15 protein-coding genes and 1 pseudogene are annotated in these 15825 nt (G+C 65.2%); 7 read left to right on the top strand and 9 right to left on the bottom strand.

Translation table 11 applies throughout. The annotated features are described in order from the left end of the window. Nucleotides 1-7 precede the first annotated feature (7 nt). The 3 genes from KIT86_RS16130 to norR form a co-directional block, all read right to left on the bottom strand. Complete coding sequence (locus tag KIT86_RS16130) at nt 8-655, bottom strand: cbb3-type cytochrome c oxidase subunit II (RefSeq protein WP_297400164.1); 648 nt, start codon at nt 653-655, stop codon at nt 8-10. Continuing rightward, nucleotides 645-2297 carry a cbb3-type cytochrome c oxidase subunit I gene (locus KIT86_RS16125; RefSeq protein WP_297400162.1) on the bottom strand — a complete coding sequence of 551 codons (1653 nt, stop codon included), beginning with the start codon at nt 2295-2297 and terminating at the stop codon, nt 645-647. Before KIT86_RS16125 ends, KIT86_RS16130 begins: the two co-directional genes overlap by 11 nt. A gap of 657 nt (nt 2298-2954) precedes the next feature. Next, nucleotides 2955-4496 carry a nitric oxide reductase transcriptional regulator NorR gene (gene norR, locus KIT86_RS16120; protein WP_297400160.1) on the bottom strand — a complete coding sequence of 514 codons (1542 nt, stop codon included), beginning with the start codon at nt 4494-4496 and terminating at the stop codon, nt 2955-2957. 154 nt (nt 4497-4650) lie between these two features. Between norR and hmpA the strand changes: the two genes are divergently transcribed. Continuing rightward, on the top strand, nt 4651-5844 hold the full coding sequence (gene hmpA / locus KIT86_RS16115) for an NO-inducible flavohemoprotein (RefSeq protein WP_297400157.1): 1194 nt from the start codon (nt 4651-4653) through the stop codon (nt 5842-5844). A 281-nt stretch (nt 5845-6125) separates the two neighbouring features. On the opposite strand, the gene KIT86_RS16110 is transcribed toward hmpA, so the two are convergent. Then, entirely contained in the window at nt 6126-7037 is a 912-nt protein-coding gene (locus tag KIT86_RS16110; RefSeq protein ID WP_297400155.1) for a LysR family transcriptional regulator, read from the bottom strand. 62 nt (nt 7038-7099) lie between these two features. Between KIT86_RS16110 and KIT86_RS16105 the strand changes: the two genes are divergently transcribed. The 3 genes and pseudogenes from KIT86_RS16105 to KIT86_RS16095 all read left to right on the top strand — a co-directional run bounded on the left by KIT86_RS16105 (nt 7100) and on the right by KIT86_RS16095 (nt 9270). Next, nucleotides 7100-7978 carry a class I SAM-dependent methyltransferase gene (locus tag KIT86_RS16105; protein WP_297400153.1) on the top strand — a complete coding sequence of 293 codons (879 nt, stop codon included), beginning with the start codon at nt 7100-7102 and terminating at the stop codon, nt 7976-7978. Between the two features lie 135 nt (nt 7979-8113). Beyond that, nucleotides 8114-8984: pseudogene (locus KIT86_RS16100) on the top strand (transposase); the annotation flags it as partial. A 184-nt stretch (nt 8985-9168) separates the two neighbouring features. Beyond that, nucleotides 9169-9270 carry a YgaP-like transmembrane domain gene (locus KIT86_RS16095; protein WP_367185445.1) on the top strand — a complete coding sequence of 34 codons (102 nt, stop codon included), beginning with the start codon at nt 9169-9171 and terminating at the stop codon, nt 9268-9270. 20 nt (nt 9271-9290) lie between these two features. Here KIT86_RS16095 and KIT86_RS16090 read toward each other — a convergent pair whose 3' ends face one another. The 4 genes from KIT86_RS16090 to ytfE form a co-directional block, all read right to left on the bottom strand. Then, nucleotides 9291-9989: a succinate dehydrogenase iron-sulfur subunit gene (locus KIT86_RS16090; RefSeq protein ID WP_297400151.1), complete on the bottom strand. Its 699-nt coding sequence runs from the start codon at nt 9987-9989 to the stop codon at nt 9291-9293. Between the two features lie 55 nt (nt 9990-10044). Continuing rightward, nucleotides 10045-10368, bottom strand: coding sequence for a ferredoxin FdxA (gene fdxA, locus KIT86_RS16085; RefSeq protein ID WP_297400149.1), 324 nt, complete (start codon nt 10366-10368; stop codon nt 10045-10047). 63 nt (nt 10369-10431) lie between these two features. Beyond that, the gene (locus KIT86_RS16080; RefSeq protein ID WP_297400147.1) at nt 10432-11613 is read right to left on the bottom strand and encodes an NnrS family protein; all 1182 of its coding nucleotides are present in this window, start codon (nt 11611-11613) and stop codon (nt 10432-10434) included. A 13-nt stretch (nt 11614-11626) separates the two neighbouring features. Further along, nucleotides 11627-12325, bottom strand: coding sequence for an iron-sulfur cluster repair protein YtfE (gene ytfE / locus KIT86_RS16075; RefSeq protein ID WP_297400145.1), 699 nt, complete (start codon nt 12323-12325; stop codon nt 11627-11629). 110 nt (nt 12326-12435) lie between these two features. Here ytfE and KIT86_RS16070 point away from each other — a divergent pair, with 110 nt between their 5' ends. Genes KIT86_RS16070 through KIT86_RS16060 form a run of 3 tightly spaced genes read left to right on the top strand, consistent with a single transcriptional unit; the run spans nt 12436 to nt 15557 of the window. Beyond that, on the top strand, nt 12436-12948 hold the full coding sequence (locus KIT86_RS16070; protein ID WP_297400143.1) for an Rrf2 family transcriptional regulator: 513 nt from the start codon (nt 12436-12438) through the stop codon (nt 12946-12948). 9 nt (nt 12949-12957) lie between these two features. Then, nucleotides 12958-14868 carry a type IV pili methyl-accepting chemotaxis transducer N-terminal domain-containing protein gene (locus tag KIT86_RS16065; RefSeq protein WP_297400141.1) on the top strand — a complete coding sequence of 637 codons (1911 nt, stop codon included), beginning with the start codon at nt 12958-12960 and terminating at the stop codon, nt 14866-14868. Then, nucleotides 14865-15557, top strand: coding sequence for a response regulator (locus KIT86_RS16060; RefSeq protein ID WP_297400139.1), 693 nt, complete (start codon nt 14865-14867; stop codon nt 15555-15557). Before KIT86_RS16065 ends, KIT86_RS16060 begins: the two co-directional genes overlap by 4 nt. A 56-nt stretch (nt 15558-15613) precedes the next feature. Here the strand turns inward: KIT86_RS16060 and KIT86_RS16055 are convergent. Next, nucleotides 15614-15825, bottom strand: a 212-nt coding sequence (locus KIT86_RS16055) for a hypothetical protein (RefSeq protein ID WP_297400138.1), incomplete at its 5' end; no start/stop codon positions are given.

Raw genomic sequence — 15825 nt, 5'->3', positions numbered from 1 at the left:
CCTGTGCTCAGGAGCCGGCGGCCGGCGCGACCTTCGGCGGCACCTGGGCATCGCCCTCCGGTGAAGGTGCAGGTGGTGGTGGAGGCAGGATGGGGTAGGTGCGATTCAGCGCCTGCAGATACCGCACCAGATCCAGGGCCTCGGGCTTGGGCACGACCACGCGGCCCTTGGGGGCATACCCCGGCGGCAGGGCCAGAACCTCCTCACCGTCGTCGGCCGCCTCCTTGATGTCGAACAAGTACGGGTACGACGGCATGTTCGAACCCGGCGAATAGGCGCGCGGCTGGTAGAGGTGGCCCAGATGCCAGTCCTTGCTGGGCTGGCGCGCGCCGATGTTCAGCAGGTCCGGGCCCGTGCGCATGCTGCCCAGCAGATGGGGCTTGTCGTAGAAATAATCGCCCGGCACCGATGCGCGCCCCCATCCGCGCTCGAAGTCGGGCCCGAAGCTGCGCGTGCGTGGTTGCTGGCTGTGGCAATAGACGCAGCCGTTGGCGATGTACACCGCCCGCCCACGCAACTGAGCGGTGGTGTATTCCTTGAGGGCGGGCGGCTTGGGAATGTCGCGAACCTCGATGTAGGGCATGACGACCAAGGCGGCCGTTGCCACGGCCAGAGACACCATGGCACCGGCCGCCAGCTTGATCTCATTTTCCATGCGAGAGCTCCTGCTGGCCCTGCTGCCAGAAGAGCGCCGCACCCGCGCGCGTGGGGCCGAAGCGCAAGGCCATCGCCAGGAAGTGGCCGACGAACACAACGTGGCTGGCGACCATCAAAGCGCCTCCGACACTGCGCCATTTCAGATAGGGGTAGGTCAGCGTGACGGAGTCCATGAAGGGCCGCGCGGCATCGAGCATGGCCAAGCCTTGCAGCCAACCGCCGATCGACAGTCCAACGAAGTAGATGGAGGCACCGATCGCCGCCAACCAGAAATGCAAGCTGATCAGGCGCGGGTACGGCCACTCCCAGTTCAGCACCCGAGGCATCATGAAATAGATGGCGCCGAACAACACCATGGTGACGAAGGCGTAGGCACCCAGATGCGCATGCGCCACGGTGAAGTGCGTGAAATGGGTGATCTGGTTGACGCTGCGCAAGGCCTCGAACGATCCCTGGAGCGAGGAGAGCATGTACATGAGGCCGCCGAACATCATGAAGCGCAGCGTCGGTGAATAGCGCGCCAGATGCATGCGCCCCTGCATCGTCAAAGCCATGTTGATGGTGAAGGCGATCACCGGAATGATCATCATCATGCTTTGCACGATCGACAGCGTGACCAGCCATCCAGGGACCGGGCCTCCCACCAGATGATGCCCACCCACCTGGCCGTAAAAAAAGGCCAGCGTCCAGAAGCCGAGAATGGACACGTTGTAGGAGCGCACCGGGCGGCCGATGATCTTGGGCAGGAAGTAGTAGATGGCGCCCACGCTGACCGGCGTGAACCACAGGCCCAGCACGTTGTGGCCGTACCACCAGTTGGTGGTCGCCTGCTGGACACCGGTGTGTACGCCAGGCATCTTGCCAACCAGGTAGAGCAACGCGATCCACAACAACGCCGCCACCATGTACCAGACGCTCACGTACATGTGCTCTACCTTGCGGTTGACCAGCGTGAACAGCACCGGCAGGATGACGAGAGCGAAGCCGAGAAAGATAAAGATGCCGATCTGCCACGGGATCTCCAGATACTCCATGCCATCGGTCCATCCCACCGCGATGGCACCCACGCCACCGGCAATTCCGGTGTTGATGAGCGCCCCGCCAAGCATGGCCCAGATCCCGCCGAGCAGGCGCGTTCGCAGCAGCCGGGGCAGCAACCAGAGAATCATGCCCAGCGCCGCGTTGGTGATCCACCCGTAGAGCACCGCATTGAGGTGGACGCTGCGCAGGCGTCCGAAGGTCATCCAGGCCTCGCTGACCAGCCAGTCGGGCTCGTGCAGCTTGATGGAAGACACCAAGCCAGCGACGGAGCCGAGCAGCAACCAGGCGCATGCGAACGCGATGAACATGAACACCGGAAACGCGGTAGAGGTATCGGCCTCCAGGCGGGCGTGCATTTCATCGGGGTCGGCGGCGTGCGGTTCGATGCCCGATTGCGTGGCCGCCGCCTGCATCGACTCTCGCGCTGCATCGCCCAGCGCCGGGTCGTCCACTTTGCCGATCTCGCCGCGTGCAAAGATGACAGAAGCCGCTTTCGAATTCTCCACCAGCAGTCCGCTTCGCATGGACCAGATGAAGATGAACAGGCCGATGATCGACAGGAGGAATGCGCCCAGCAGGCTGAGGATGGCGCTGTCCATCAGTGGCTCCACGTGAGCTGCTTGCAGACCGGTCGCAACTTTTGCGCCACGCGGATCTGGGGCCCATAGGCCCTCGAATCACATGTCATCGCTACTCGCTTTCTGCAGCGCGGAGCCGGGATCCACTTGGAAGGAAAATCACGACCCGAAAGGACTGCAAGTGATCGTTCCTGAAGATGCGCGCTGTATCGATCTTAAAGAGCGTTTCAAAGCGCGTCAAACAATGGGCTGGCGCCTGCTGCGGTGAACCCCGCTTGCTCGCTGCGTCACCAGGCGACGTAGACATTGCTTTGGCCAGCATCACGATGGCAAGGGCTCGGCAGAAAACGTTCAGGTGCGAGCAAGTGCGGTGCCAATTGCAAGCCGCAGTTCATGCCGACCTCCTGCGCGCAACACGCATGCGTCGTCCATCATGTCCCCTGCACGATGGTGACTAGCACGCAGGCATCTTCCAGCGCGTGCAGGCTGTGTGGCTCACCACCGCGCATAGAGCAGTTGTCCCGCCTGCAGCTTCTGCAAATGCTCGGACGTTGACTGGTTGGCGACCAAGGGAATCAAGCCTCTTAACTGATCGCGGCAGTGCATCGTCGGCTTTCAGCGGCGCGTTGGTTGTGCACCGATTGCTTCAGTGATCGCAAACGCGCTGGTGCAGCGTGGTCACTGGCGTCCAGGCTGAGCGCTGGACGGTTTCTCTTCCGTGGAGATCAACCTCATGCGCCGGGCCAGGCGGTGGAAATTGCTGCGGTCCATGCCGGCCTCCTCGGCCGCGCGTGCCAGCGAGCCCTGGTGGCGCGCGATCGCCGCCTTCATCCAGCGGCGCTGGAATGCCTCGGTGGCGGCGCGCAGGCCCCCCGAGGCAGGGGCCAAGCCTTCTTCGACCCCTGTCGGCCCGACCGACGCGCCGGTGACCTGAAGCGCCAGATGCCGAGACTCAATACCGATCCAGCGTCCACTGCGCCCCTGCTCCGAGAAGGCACGCAGCGCTGCGCGACTGAGCAGGTGTTCGAGTTCGCGCACGTTGCCAGGCCACCCGTGCGCGAGCAGCGCCGCGTTGGCTTCGGGCGTCAGGCGCAGGTTGCGCGCGCCCAGGCGGTGCTGGTTCTCTTCCAGGAAACTGCCTGCCAGGGTCAGCACATCGCGGCCCCGTTCGCGCAGCGGCGGCACCTGCAGCGGATAGACCGAGAGGCGGTGGTACAGGTCGGCGCGGAAACGCCCGGCCGCCACTTCGCCGCGCAAGTCGCGGTTGGTGGCCGCCAGCACGCGCACGTCCACGCGCAACTGCTTGTCGCTGCCGGGGCGCTGCAGCTCGCCGCTTTGCAACACGCGCAGCAGCTTGGCCTGCACCGGGAGCGAGAGCTCACCCACCTCGTCCAGGAACAGCGTGCCACCATCGGCCAGTTCGAACTTGCCCACGCGGTCTTGCACCGCGCTGGTGAACGCGCCTTTCTTGTGGCCGAACAGTTCGCTGTCGGCCAGGCCCTCGGGCAGCGCGGCGCAATTGATCTGCACCAGCGCCTGCTCGGCGCGCGAGGAACGCAGGTGCAGCCGCTGCGCCACCAGTTCCTTGCCCACGCCGGTCTCACCGAGGATCAGCACCGTGAGGTCGGACGCGGCCACGGTGTCGATCTCGCGCTTGAGCTGCTGCATCGCCGCGCTCTTGCCCAGGAGTTCGCGCGGTGCGGCCACGCCAGCGCGGCGCTCGCGTGCCAGCGCCTGCTCGTGCGCGGCGCGCGCGTGGGCCGCGTGCAAGGCCTCGCTGGCTTCGATGCCGGCTTCCAGCAACGCCACCACCGCCTGCAGCTGCGGCGGGGCCACGGCGTCGAAGGCGTGTGAATTCAGCGCATCCAGCGTCACCAACCCCCACAGCTTGCCGGCGTGGCGCAGCGGTGCGCCCATGCAGTCGTGCACGGCCAGCAGTTCGCGCTGCCCGGCCACCAGGCCGTCGTAGGGATCGGGCAAGCCGCAGTCCGCGGCAAAGCGCAAGCTCTGCGAGCTGCCCAGCAACTGCGCGAGGCGCGGATGGGCCGCAACGGGGAAGCGGCGACCCATGGCCTCTTCGGTGAGGCCGTCCACGGCCACCGGCATCAAGGCGTCGTCATGCAGGCGCAGCAGCACCGCCGCGTCGCAGGCCACCAGGCCGCGCACCGCGGCCAGCAGCGATTTGAAGTGCCTGTCGTCGGCGGCGGCTGGTGTGGTCATGAGGACAACGCGTGGTCAAAAAGACATCATTGAACGGTGGTCAATTTAACCACGATCAAAAAAACCTCTTTGCAGATCAAGTACTTGCTGGCACCATTCATATGGCACGTTTGTTGAATAGCCATAGGCCTCTTCATTCAACCGTTGCGCCCTCATGCCCCAGTTCTCCGCCCAGACCATTGCCCTCGTCAAAGCCACCGTGCCGCTGCTCAAGCAGCAGGGCGAGGCCATCACCCGGCACTTCTATGCGCTGATGTTTCGCGACCACCCCGAGGTCAAGGCCTTCTTCAACGAGGCCCACCAGGCCCAAGGCAGCCAGGCGCGCGCGCTGGCCGGTGCGGTGCTGGCCTACGCCACGCACATCGACAACCTCGACGCCATCGCGCCGGCGCTGCCGCGCATCGTGCAGAAGCACGCCGCCCTTGGCGTGCTGCCCGAGCACTACCCCATCGTGGGCGCCTGCCTGTTGAAGGCGATCCGCGAGGTGCTGGGTGAGGTGGCCAGCGACGATATCCTCGCCGCCTGGGGCGAAGCCTACGGCGCACTGGCGCAGTTGCTGATCGACGCCGAGGAGCAGGTGTATGCCGCCAACGCGGCGCGCGAAGGCGGGTGGCGCGGCACGCGCACGCTGCGCCTGTCGCGCAAAGTGGTGGAGAGTGAACTGATCACCTCGTTCTACCTGGAGCCCGTGGACGGTCAGGCCCTGCTCGCGTTCACGCCGGGGCAGTACCTCACGCTCGTGCTCGAGATCGACGGCCAGGCCGTGCGGCGCAACTACTCGCTGTCGGATGCGCCGGGCAAACCCTGGTACCGCATCAGCGTCAAGCGCGAGGCCGGCGGCCACGCGTCCAACTGGCTGCACGACCACCTGCAGGTGGGCATGGAGGTGCAGGCCCAGGCGCCGTGCGGTGATTTCCTGCTGGACACGCAAGCACGCCGGCCGCTGGTGCTGGTCACGGGGGGTGTCGGTATCACGCCGGCCATGAGCATGCTGGAGGCCAGCGCCGCCAGCGGTCGACCCATCCACTTCATTCACGCGGCGAGACACGGTGGCATTCACGCTTTCCGTGAGCGTGTCGAGAGTCTCGCTGCGGCACACGGCAATGTGCAGCCCTTCTACGTGTATGACGAACCGCGCGAGACCGACCAGCCGCATGCGATGGGTTTCGTGACCGAAGCGCTGCTGGCCGAACAGCTGCCGGCCGACCGGGATGTTGACCTGTACTTTCTCGGCCCCAAGCCTTTCATGAAATCGGTCTACGCCAGCGGCCGCGCGTTGGGGATCCCCGAAGCGCAGTTGCGCTACGAGTTCTTCGGGCCGCTGGAGTCGCTGAGCGTGGCGGGCTGATCCCTTTTGCTTCAGCCTACAAAAAAACAGCGGTTCATCAACCTTCTGCGATGATGTTTAGCATATCGAAGTAGTTGCGTAGTCCTCGCATTGCCCTTCTCGGCGCGCCCAGACCGGCAGGGAGTCGGGACAAACGTGAAGATCCTGCTTCTGAGTCAGGCGCGGGCGCAAGAATGAAACGCTCGAGGGGGACTTGCAATCGGGTTTGAGTAGGCACTGGCTAAAGGTCCTTGCGGCGGGGAATGAAACCTGGTCGGTGGTGCGAGTGAAGGTCGTTTCCATCAGCCAGTGATGATCGGGCGAAGCGTCTCTATTTCGCTGACGATGAAGTCGAAGAACGCGGACACACGCGGCGTGCGCCGCAATTCCGGCGTCGTCAGAACGCGCCAGATGCGGGTGAGTTCCGCGACAGGCTCGATGACTCGAACGAGATCCGGTTCGGCGTCGCCCAGGGCGATGGGCAGGGGCGCCACGCCGACCCCCGCTTTGGCGGAGTAGACCAAGCCCAACACGCTGTTGCTGCGCGCGACCAAGGTGGCGTTCGGTGCGACCTTGTGCAGCCACGCTGCGATACGGTGTTTGGCCATCGTGTCATCGAACCCGACCAGCGCGTGTTGCGCCAGATCTTCGAGTCTTTCCGGTCGACCGTGGCGCTCGATGTACGCCCGGCTGGCGTAGATCGCCCAGATCGAATCGCCGATCTTTCGTCCGACGAGCTCGCCGTCATCGGTGTCACCGGAACGAAGGGCCACGTCGACTTCGCCTCTCATCAGGTCGATGTATTTGTCGCTCATGACGAAATGCACTTGCAGCGCCGGGTGAAGGGCGTGAAACCGTTCCAGCAACGTCGATTGCGTGATCCGAAAGACGATGGGTTCGGGACAGGTCACGCGGATGACGCCCGCAATGTCGGCGGTAGCGGTCGCGATGTGCTGTTCGAACGCCGTCACGGCGTGCTCGACGCGCTCAGCGTACGGCAGCAGCGCCTGCCCGAACTCGGTCAGTCGATACCCGCTCGGCTCGCGCTGCACCAGCGCTTGCCCGATGCGCCGTTCGAGCTCGACGAGCCGCCGTTGCACCGTCGATTGGTCGACGCCCAACGCACGGCCGGCTGCCAGCGTGCTGCCGTGGCGCGCGACGGCAAGCAGATGCTTGAGATCGTCCCAGTCGAAGCTGTGGGGGGTATGCGCCATTGCGGCCCCATTGTGCAGTTTTGCGCCTTACGCCGCAAAGCCTTTGAGCCTAGGCCGACGACATGAACCCATCAATCACCGACGGACAGGCCTTCAAGGCGGGCATGCGCATCCAGTGGGACACGGCCGCTGCGGGCTGGAACGCACACACGACGGACATCCGCGCATGGCTGCGCAAGCCGACCGACGCCATGTGCCGCATGGCCGGGGTGACTGTGGGCTCACGCGTGCTCGACGTCGCGGCCGGAGCGGGCGACCAGGCCCTTGACATCGCGGCGCAGGTAGGCCCACAGGGCCACGTGCTCGCCACCGATCTTTCGCCGGCGATCGTCGCGCTGGCTCAGGTGAACGCAGTCAACGCCGGCTTCGGCCATGTCGAGACCCGGGTGGCCGATGGCGAAGATCTGGGCGTCACCGAGGCTTCCTTCGATGTCGCGGTATGCCGACTCGGTCTGATGTTCTTTCCCGACCCGCTGCGGGGACTGCGCGAGATTCATCGCGCGCTGCGCCCCGGCGGTGGCGTGTGCACGATGGTGTTCTCTCGCCCAGAAAAGAATCCCTGCCTCACCATCCTCATGTCGACGGCTCTCAAGCACGCCGGCCTGCCGGCGCGCGACCCATTTTTACCCGGGGGTCTGCTCAGCCTGGGGCAGCCGGGCCGGATCGACGCACTCTTCAAATCAGCGGGGTTCCAGAGCGTCGCGACAATGGCGTTCGATGCGGTGTTCCACCTGCCGTCGGTTGATCACTATCTCGCCTTCGTTCGCAGCTCGGCGAGCCCCCTCTTGCAGCTCCTCGGTCATCTTGACGCGGCGTCGGCCGAAGCAGCCTGGGACGAGATGCGGGATCGGTTGCAGGCATTCACCACGCAGGCAGGTTGGGACGGGTCCCAACGAGCTGCTGTTGACGGCGGGTCGTCGTCCCGAGGAGGCGCCATATAACACCTGATCCATTCGAAACACGCACCTGAGCGGCGGCGTTTTCTGCGCCGGGGCAGGAGGGCTCGCGGCCTTGGCCACCCTGTCGTTCGACCAACCTTCAACCAAGAGGTGTCTATGGGACGACCCGCAGGATGGATGAAGCAATTGACAGGGAGAGACGCGATGCGATCTCCTGGGGCGCCGTGGCTTCGACGTGAGATCGAGCGGCAGTTCTGGAAGCAAATCGCCACCGGGATCACGAGCGAGAAGGCCGCGGAGGCCGTAGGGGTCTCCCAGCTGGCTGGTTCCCCCTGGTTCCGTCATCGTGGCGGCATGCCCTTGTTTCTTTCAAGCCCCATATCTGGAAGGTATCTTTCATTCGCCGAGCGTGAAGAGATCGCACTTCTGCGAGCCCAAGACGCTGGGGTAAGGGAGATCGCTCGAATCATCGGGAGAAGTCCCTCGACGGTCTCACGCGAACTGACCCACGATGCTGCAACGCGCAGTAGGAAGCTCGAGTACCGGACGTCGGTCGCACAGTGCAAGTCAGAGTTAGCCGCGACAAGGCCCAAGCCGGCCAAGCTCGTGAAGGACCAGCGTCTGCGCCAATACGTCCAAGACCGTCTTGAGTGCAATATCCGATGCTCAATGCAGCGGGATTGCGGGACCTCGGCAAGCTCCATATATCGGGCGTAACAAGCCCCATCGTGGTGATAGCAAGTGGGTCAATGGATGGTCGCCAGAACAGATCGCAATCCGACTGCAGGTCGACTTCCAGGATGATCCGTCCATGCGCATCTCACACGAAGCCATCTATCAGACGCTCTACATCCTGGGTCGAGGCGCCCTCAAGCGCGAGCTGGTCAGCTATCTGCGCACAGGGCGTGCTTTGCGCACGCCACGGGCCAGGTCCCAGCCCAAAGCGTGGGCACATGTCAGTGAAGAGGTGATGATCTCCAGCCGTCCTGCGGAGGTGGAAGATCATGCTGTACCCGGTCACTGGGAGGGGGTCTTGATCATCGGCATACAAGCCCGTGCTCGGTGCCGCTGTGGCCTCACTGGAAGAATGGTTGTCGGTGAGCGGGCTCCGCGACGGCGCCCTCGTTGACCCGGAAGAGGACAACAGCGCAGCCTATCTGAAGCCCCCTGAACGCACTCTGACCGAGTTCCTTGATCCCTGCCCATCCGACCACCACTTCTGGAGAATCACCATGACCACGAACGTCGGCGCTATTGACCGCACCGTGCGTATCGTCATCGGCCCTTCCCTCATCGCCGGTGCCGCCCCCAGCACGATCGGCCTGTGGGGCTAGAAGCCTTCGACTCGGTGCTCTTAAACAATGCGCCGCACCATCATCTCCTTGATCTTGCTGATGGCCCCCGCAGGGTGCAGTCCTTTGGGGCACACGTCCACGCAGTTGAGGATGTCGCGGCAGCGAAACAGCCGGAACGGATCGTTGAGGTGGTCCAGCCGCTCGGCGGTGGCCGAGTCGCGGCTGTCGACAAGGAAGCGGTAGGCCTGCAACAGTCCGGCCGGTCCGACGTATTTGTCCGGGTTCCACCAGAAGCTCGGGCAGGCCGATGAGCAGCAGGCACACAGGATGCATTCGTACAGCCCATTGAGATCTTCCCGCTCCTCGGTCGACTGCAGGCGTTCCCGCTCCGGGGGCGAAGCCGGGTTGATGAGGTAGGGCTTGATCGAGTGGTACTGCTTGAAAAATTCGGTCATGTCGACGATCAGGTCGCGAATGACCGGCAAGCCGGGCAAGGGTTTGAGCGTCACCACGCGGTTCAGCGTTTTCATGTTGGTGACGCAAGCCAGCCCGTTCTTGCCATTGATGTTCATGGCATCGGAGCCGCAGATGCCTTCGCGGCAGGAGCGCCGAAAAGACAGGCTCGGGTCCACGGCCTTGAGGCGCACAAGCACATCGAGCAGCATGCGGTCCCCTGGGTTGACCTCAAGCTCAATCGTTTGCATGTACGGCCTGGCGTCGACATCCGGGTCGTAGCGGTAGATCTTGAAGGTGTGCATGGGGTTCATTCCGTGGTGGCGCCTTCGCGCATGGCGCGAACACCCGTTGTGTTTCTCAGCGCTTGAGCTCCGACAACTTCGATGTGACCTGGCTCCACGCTTCGGCGTCTGGCAGCGGCAGCCTGGTGCGCACGATGGGCTTCCATTCGCGCGCCAGCTCGGCGTTCAAAGCCGTGAAGTGCAACTGATCGCTCGGCACATCCTCTTCGGCATAAATGGCGCTGACCGGACATTCCGGGACGCACACGGCGCAGTCGATGCAGTCGTCGGGGTCGATGGCGAGGAAGTTGGGCCCTTCTCTAAAGGCGTCCACCGGGCACACATCCACGCAGTCGGTGTACTTGCAGCGTATGCAGGCTTCGGTGACGACAAAGGTCATGGATGCGCCCCATCAGGATGTGCCACGGCAGATGCAGCCGGTGGGGCGAGCCTGGCCATCTGCTCAGCCGTCCTTGCCGTCGAGGCGGGTCGAGACCAGCCAGGGCGAGTAAACATACAGATACAGGGCAAACGCAATGCCCCACGCTGCGGCTGCGGCCACCAGCCAGATGACAAGATGCTGCGGCGCCAGCAGCGGCAGCAGAACCCTCAGGACGGCAGCGCAGGCCACCAACGCATAGGCGGCTGTCTCAAGCCTCGAGGCCTTCAGTGGGCGCCCGGTATGGCCGCGTGCGGTGCGGGTGATCATGCCGATGATGAGCCCGCCAGTGGCACCCACCGCCAGGGCGTGGATGCCGGACGAGACGCCCAACACGCCGAGTTGGGCCAGTGCGAGCAACGCGAGGCCGATGGGCAACCACGCATACGCGAGGTGCAGCACCCACAGGATGGGGCGCGAGCGGGTGCGCATCGGTTTCCAGCGCAGCAGGCGAAGGACATGCAGCAATGCGGCTGCACCGAGCACCGCGGCGCTGAAGACATGGGCCGGGCCCAGCACCCACACGGCCAGCGCAATGGCCGTGGTGCCGAGTGTGGCCTGCTCCAGCATGGGAGGAACCTTCAATCTCACGCCGGGCAACGCCGACTGGGTGAACGCCGGGATCACCCGCCCGGCGATCACGCACTCGATCATCACGATCAACGCCAGCCCCGCATGCAGGGCGCGGACCGGTTCGATGTCGATCAGCCCGCTCACCGCCCCGTGAAACGCGGCGTTGGCCAGAGCCAGCAACAAGAGAATGACGCCCAATGGCACGTTGCGCCGGCTGCCCGCGCGCAGGAGAACCGAGATGAGGATGGCCGCCACCAGTGGCAACAGCAGCAGGTCCAACACCGCATAGACCCCATACGGAGCAAAGACGGCTGCAAGCCGGGCTGCCAGCCAGAGCCCCGCAAGCGCTGCCAGCACAGCGCCTCGTGGCGTGTCCAGGCCGGTCCACGCTTTCCCGGCCGTCAGCAAAAAGCCCGCGATCACGGCCACAGTGAAGCCGAACAGCATTTCATGGGCGTGCCAGAGCACTGGAGAGATCGTCAGCTTCAAGGACACCTGGCCCAACAGGACAGCGATCCACAGCGGGATCGCCAGCATGCCGTATGCAGCGGCACCCAGGTAGAACGGGCGGAAGCCAAGTCGAAGCCAAGGCCACCCTTGGGGCGATGGCACGGCCGCTGATGCAGAGCGCATGGTCGGCAAGGGCTCAGCAGCAGCTCGACCGCGCGGGTTCAAATTGCGGGAACAGCTGGTTGTTCTCGAGGTGAATGTGGGCGATCAGGTCGTCGGCGAACTGGTCAATGCCCGCGTACAGCGCACGCCAGGTGTTGCACGCGCCCTGGGGCGGCGTGGCGTCGTGCGTCAGGGCCATCAGGCGCTCCAGCTGTTCGCCATGGCTGGTGTGCTCCTCGCGCATCACGCCGATGGGGTGCACAGCCATGCCGCGCCCGCCGGCCTTGAGCATCGGGAACAGGATGTTTTCTTCCTTGGCCATGTGTTCCAGCATCTCGGTCTCGATGGCTTCCAGGTGCTCGGCGAGATCCTTGGGCACATCGGGGTGCTCGCGGTGCACCGCCTCCACCCGGCGCGCCATGCGGATCAGCTCGGGCAGCTGTTCGCGGTGCACCGCGTGATAACGCGTGAGGATGTGGTCGATCATATCGGCCGGGGTTCGCGGCACGACCGGCGCGTCCGGGCGGTCCAGCCGGGCGAGCTCGGCCAGCACCGCGTCCACGTCGAGACCTTTGTTGTCGCAGGCCTGTTGCAGGGCGATCTGGCCGCCGCAGCAGAAGTCGAGCTTGAGGCGGCGGAAGACGGCGGTGGAGCCGGGCAGGGCCACGGCGATCTGGCCGATAGGCTGGCTGGCACGCTCAAGGGTGGCGGCAGGGGTGAAAGCGGTGTTCATGGCGCTGGTCCTTTAATGTTCATTCGATACGAATATATTAGCGCATAAAATGCACGCAATATGAATATTCAGACCGTCCGCACGGACATCGGTCATGAGGAGGATGCGCGATGCGATTGACCCAATGGACCGACTACAGCCTGCGCGTGCTGATGTACTGCGCCGCCAGCGAACAGCGCGAGCAGCGCGCCACCGTGGGTGAAATCGCCGAAGCCCATGGCATCTCGCGCAGCCACCTCACCAAGATCGTGATGACGCTCTCCGGCCTGGGCCTGCTGGAGACCACGCGCGGGCGCGGTGGTGGCCTTCGCCTGCTCAAGCCGGCGCGCAGCATCGTGCTGGGCGAGGTGGTGCGCCAGACCGAGAGCGACTTCACGCTGGTGGAGTGTTTCGACGCCGAGCACAACACTTGCCGCCTCGACGGCCACTGCCGTCTCAAGACGGCGCTGCGCGAGGCCATGGACCGCTACCTGGAGGTGCTGGACGGCGTGACGCTGGCGGATCTGATCGCGCCCATGCCGGGTGCGCACAGCCAACGGGTGCACTTTCTGCCTGGCCTGCCACGCCCGCCCGAGGTCGCAGCCCGTCGCACGCGGGTATCTGCCGGCGGCGAAAGCCGCTAACCTGTGGCCATGGTATCCACCGCTTCGCTGTCGACCAAACTCGTGCGCATCGGCGCCGGGTTGCTGCTCGTCGCGCTTGCCTCCATCGGTCTCACGCTGTGGGTGACGTGGCAGCTTGAAGGCGGCGCCGCGGCGGTAAACGAGGCCGGCCGCATGCGCATGCAGACCTGGCGGCTCACCAGCGTGGCGCAGGCCCAGCGGGCTCCGGCTGAGGTGGCGGCGCTGGTGCAGCGGTTCGACCAGAGCTTGGCCCTGTTGCGCCGGGGCGATGCCAGCCGGCCGCTCTTCGTGCCGAGGGACGAAGCGGTGGCCCGCGAGTTCGCCACGGTGGAGGCGCTATGGCAGAAGCAGCGCCCGCTGTGGTTGCAGGACACCCCGCCCGAGCCGGCACAGGTCCTGGCCGCAGCCGATACCTTCGTCGAGGCCATCGATGCACTGGTTCTCGCCATCGAACACCAGCTCTCGGCCTTCACCGCCATCCTCAACCTGTTCCAGTTCCTCATGATGGCGCTGGCCATCGTGGGTGCGGTGGTGATGCTCTACACCGGCTACATGTACGTCATCAACCCGCTGGCCCACCTGCGCCAGGGCCTGCGGCGGCTGGAGTCGGGCGACTTCAAGGCGCGCGTGGAGGTCGACACGCTCGACGAGTTCGGGCAGGTGGCGGGGGGCTTCAATCGCATGGCGTCCACGCTGCAGTCGATGTACGCCGGGCTGGAGAGTCAGGTCGAGACCAAGACGCGTCACATCGAGGCGCAGCGTGCGAGGCTGGCCACCTTGTACGAAGTGAGTGCCTTCATGGCCCAGGCCGGTAGCATCGAGGAACTCTCTCGCGGTTTTGCCCAGCGGGTGCGTGCGGTGGTCAAGGCCGACGCGGTGGCGGTGCGCTGGAGCGACGAAGCCAGTCAGCGTTACCTGATGCTGGCCTCCGACTGCTTTCCGCAGGAGCTGGTGGAAGAAGAGCGCAGCTTGCTGGCAGGGGCGTGTGCCTGCGGCAGCCTGCAGCCCGATGCGAGGACACGCGTCATTCCGATCCACAGTCACGATGAGGCCAGCGTGCGCCACTGCGCCCGCGCCGGCTTCGAGACACTGGTGAGCGTGCCGGTGCGGCTGCAAAACCGCCTGCTCGGCGAGATCGACCTGTTCTACCGCTCGCAGGCCAGCCTGAGCACGGGCGAGACCGAGCTGCTCGACGCGCTGGCCAGCCACCTGGCCAACGCGCTGGAGAGCCTGCGCGCGTCGGCGCTGGAGCGTGAGGCGGCGGTGGGCGAAGAGCGCGCGTTGATCGCTCGCGAGTTGCACGACTCCATTGCTCAGTCGCTGGCCTTCCTCAAGATCCAGGTGCAGCTGCTGCGCACCGCGGCGGGCAAGGGGCAGGACGCGCGCGTGATGAGCACGCTCGACGAACTCGACGAAGGTCTGCGCGAAAGCATCAACGACGTGCGCGAACTGCTGGTGCACTTTCGTACCCGCACCAACACCGACGACATCGAGCGCGCGCTGCAGGAGACGCTGCAGAAGTTCCAGCACCAGACTGGCCTGCCGGCGAAGCTGCACGTAGAGGGCCACGGCCTTCCGCTGCCGGCCGATGTGCAGGTGCAGGTGCTGCATGTGTTGCAGGAGTCGCTGTCCAACGTGCGCAAGCACGCCGGGGCCGGCCATGTGCAGCTCGACGTGTTCAAGGGCGCGCACTGGCGTTTCCGGGTGTGCGACGACGGTGCGGGCTTCGACGCGCTGGACGCATCCGACGATTCCCACGTGGGCCTGAAAATCATGCGCGAGCGCGCTGCCCTCATCGGCGCGCGGGTCGACGTGAGCTCCGACCCCGGCCAGGGCACCGCCGTCACCCTGACCCTGCCTCCCCACCCGGTGACGGCCAGGCCCAGCGGCGCACCCGTCACCGAACACAGGCTTTCATGACCGACACACCTGCCCGCCCGATCCAGTTGCTCGTCGTGGACGACCACTCCCTGTTCCGCCGCGGGCTCATGGCCCTGCTCGCGCAGGACCTGCGCTTCGAGGTGATCGGCGAGGCGGGCGATGTGGGCGAGGCGCTGCGCTGCGTGGCGCGCCAGCGGCCCGATGTGATCCTGCTCGACAACCACCTGCCCGGTGTACTGGGCGTGGACGCCATCCCCGCGCTGCGCGAGGCTGCACCGGGCAGCCGCGTGCTCATGCTCACCGTGAGCGAGAACGAGGCCGACCTGGTGGCCGCGCTCAAGGCCGGCGCCGACGGTTACCTGCTCAAGACCGTGGAGTCGCACCACCTGTGCGAGGCCATCGTCAAGGTGATGGAGGGCGAGTCGGTGGTCAGCCCCGAGATGACGACCAAGCTGGTGTCGGCCCTGCGTGCGCAGCCAACCGTCAACGGCAACGGCGAAGGGGGCGGTGCGACGGTGGCCACGGCCGACGCCGAGCTCGCGTCGCTGTCGGTGCGGGAGCTCGAAATCCTGCACCTGATCGCGCGCGGCGACAGCAACAAACTCATCGCCCGCCAGCTCGACATCGCCGAGACCACGGTCAAGATCCACGTGCAGCACATCCTGCGAAAACTCAACCTCACCTCGCGTGTGCAGGCGGCCGTGTTTGCCGCCCTACACGCTTCATAGTTCACTCGCGGTGAAAGACGCCAGCGTGTGGGTCTCCATCGCGCTGGCGCATTGATTCAGATCAACTGACGGCCACAAACAGACCGCTGTAGTTCTTCCGGACGCGCCGCGTCCCCCCGCCATCGTTCTTCAGAGCCGCCCCGGCCACCCGGGAGGCGGATAGCCACCCGCGCGCCCAGCGCCGACAGTCTTGCCATGCCCCGCGTGGAGAAAGACATCATGGCCTCTGAACTGAACAACGAAAAAAAAGCCTGGTCGGTGCTGCTCG

Origin of the sequence: Hydrogenophaga sp. (assembly GCF_026125825.1) — a bacterium.
Classification (GTDB): Bacteria; Pseudomonadota; Gammaproteobacteria; order Burkholderiales; family Burkholderiaceae_C; genus Hydrogenophaga.
Note: the sequence above shows the minus strand (reverse complement) of the source record. Positions and strands in the feature narration are given on the sequence as shown.

Bases quoted from the DNA above. Each gene is read 5' to 3' on its own strand.
- KIT86_RS16130 (WP_297400164.1), bottom strand. From the start codon at position 655: ATGGAAAATGAGATCAAGCTGGCGGCCGGTGCCATGGTGTCTCTGGCC.
- KIT86_RS16125 (WP_297400162.1), bottom strand. From the start codon at position 2,297: ATGGACAGCGCCATCCTCAGCCTGCTGGGCGCATTCCTCCTGTCGATC.
- norR (WP_297400160.1), bottom strand. From the start codon at position 4,496: ATGACCACACCAGCCGCCGCCGACGACAGGCACTTCAAATCGCTGCTG.
- hmpA (WP_297400157.1), top strand. From the start codon at position 4,651: ATGCCCCAGTTCTCCGCCCAGACCATTGCCCTCGTCAAAGCCACCGTG.
- KIT86_RS16110 (WP_297400155.1), bottom strand. From the start codon at position 7,037: ATGGCGCATACCCCCCACAGCTTCGACTGGGACGATCTCAAGCATCTG.
- KIT86_RS16105 (WP_297400153.1), top strand. From the start codon at position 7,100: ATGAACCCATCAATCACCGACGGACAGGCCTTCAAGGCGGGCATGCGC.
- KIT86_RS16095 (WP_367185445.1), top strand. From the start codon at position 9,169: ATGACCACGAACGTCGGCGCTATTGACCGCACCGTGCGTATCGTCATC.
- KIT86_RS16090 (WP_297400151.1), bottom strand. From the start codon at position 9,989: ATGCACACCTTCAAGATCTACCGCTACGACCCGGATGTCGACGCCAGG.
- fdxA (WP_297400149.1), bottom strand. From the start codon at position 10,368: ATGACCTTTGTCGTCACCGAAGCCTGCATACGCTGCAAGTACACCGAC.
- KIT86_RS16080 (WP_297400147.1), bottom strand. From the start codon at position 11,613: ATGCGCTCTGCATCAGCGGCCGTGCCATCGCCCCAAGGGTGGCCTTGG.
- ytfE (WP_297400145.1), bottom strand. From the start codon at position 12,325: ATGAACACCGCTTTCACCCCTGCCGCCACCCTTGAGCGTGCCAGCCAG.
- KIT86_RS16070 (WP_297400143.1), top strand. From the start codon at position 12,436: ATGCGATTGACCCAATGGACCGACTACAGCCTGCGCGTGCTGATGTAC.
- KIT86_RS16065 (WP_297400141.1), top strand. From the start codon at position 12,958: ATGGTATCCACCGCTTCGCTGTCGACCAAACTCGTGCGCATCGGCGCC.
- KIT86_RS16060 (WP_297400139.1), top strand. From the start codon at position 14,865: ATGACCGACACACCTGCCCGCCCGATCCAGTTGCTCGTCGTGGACGAC.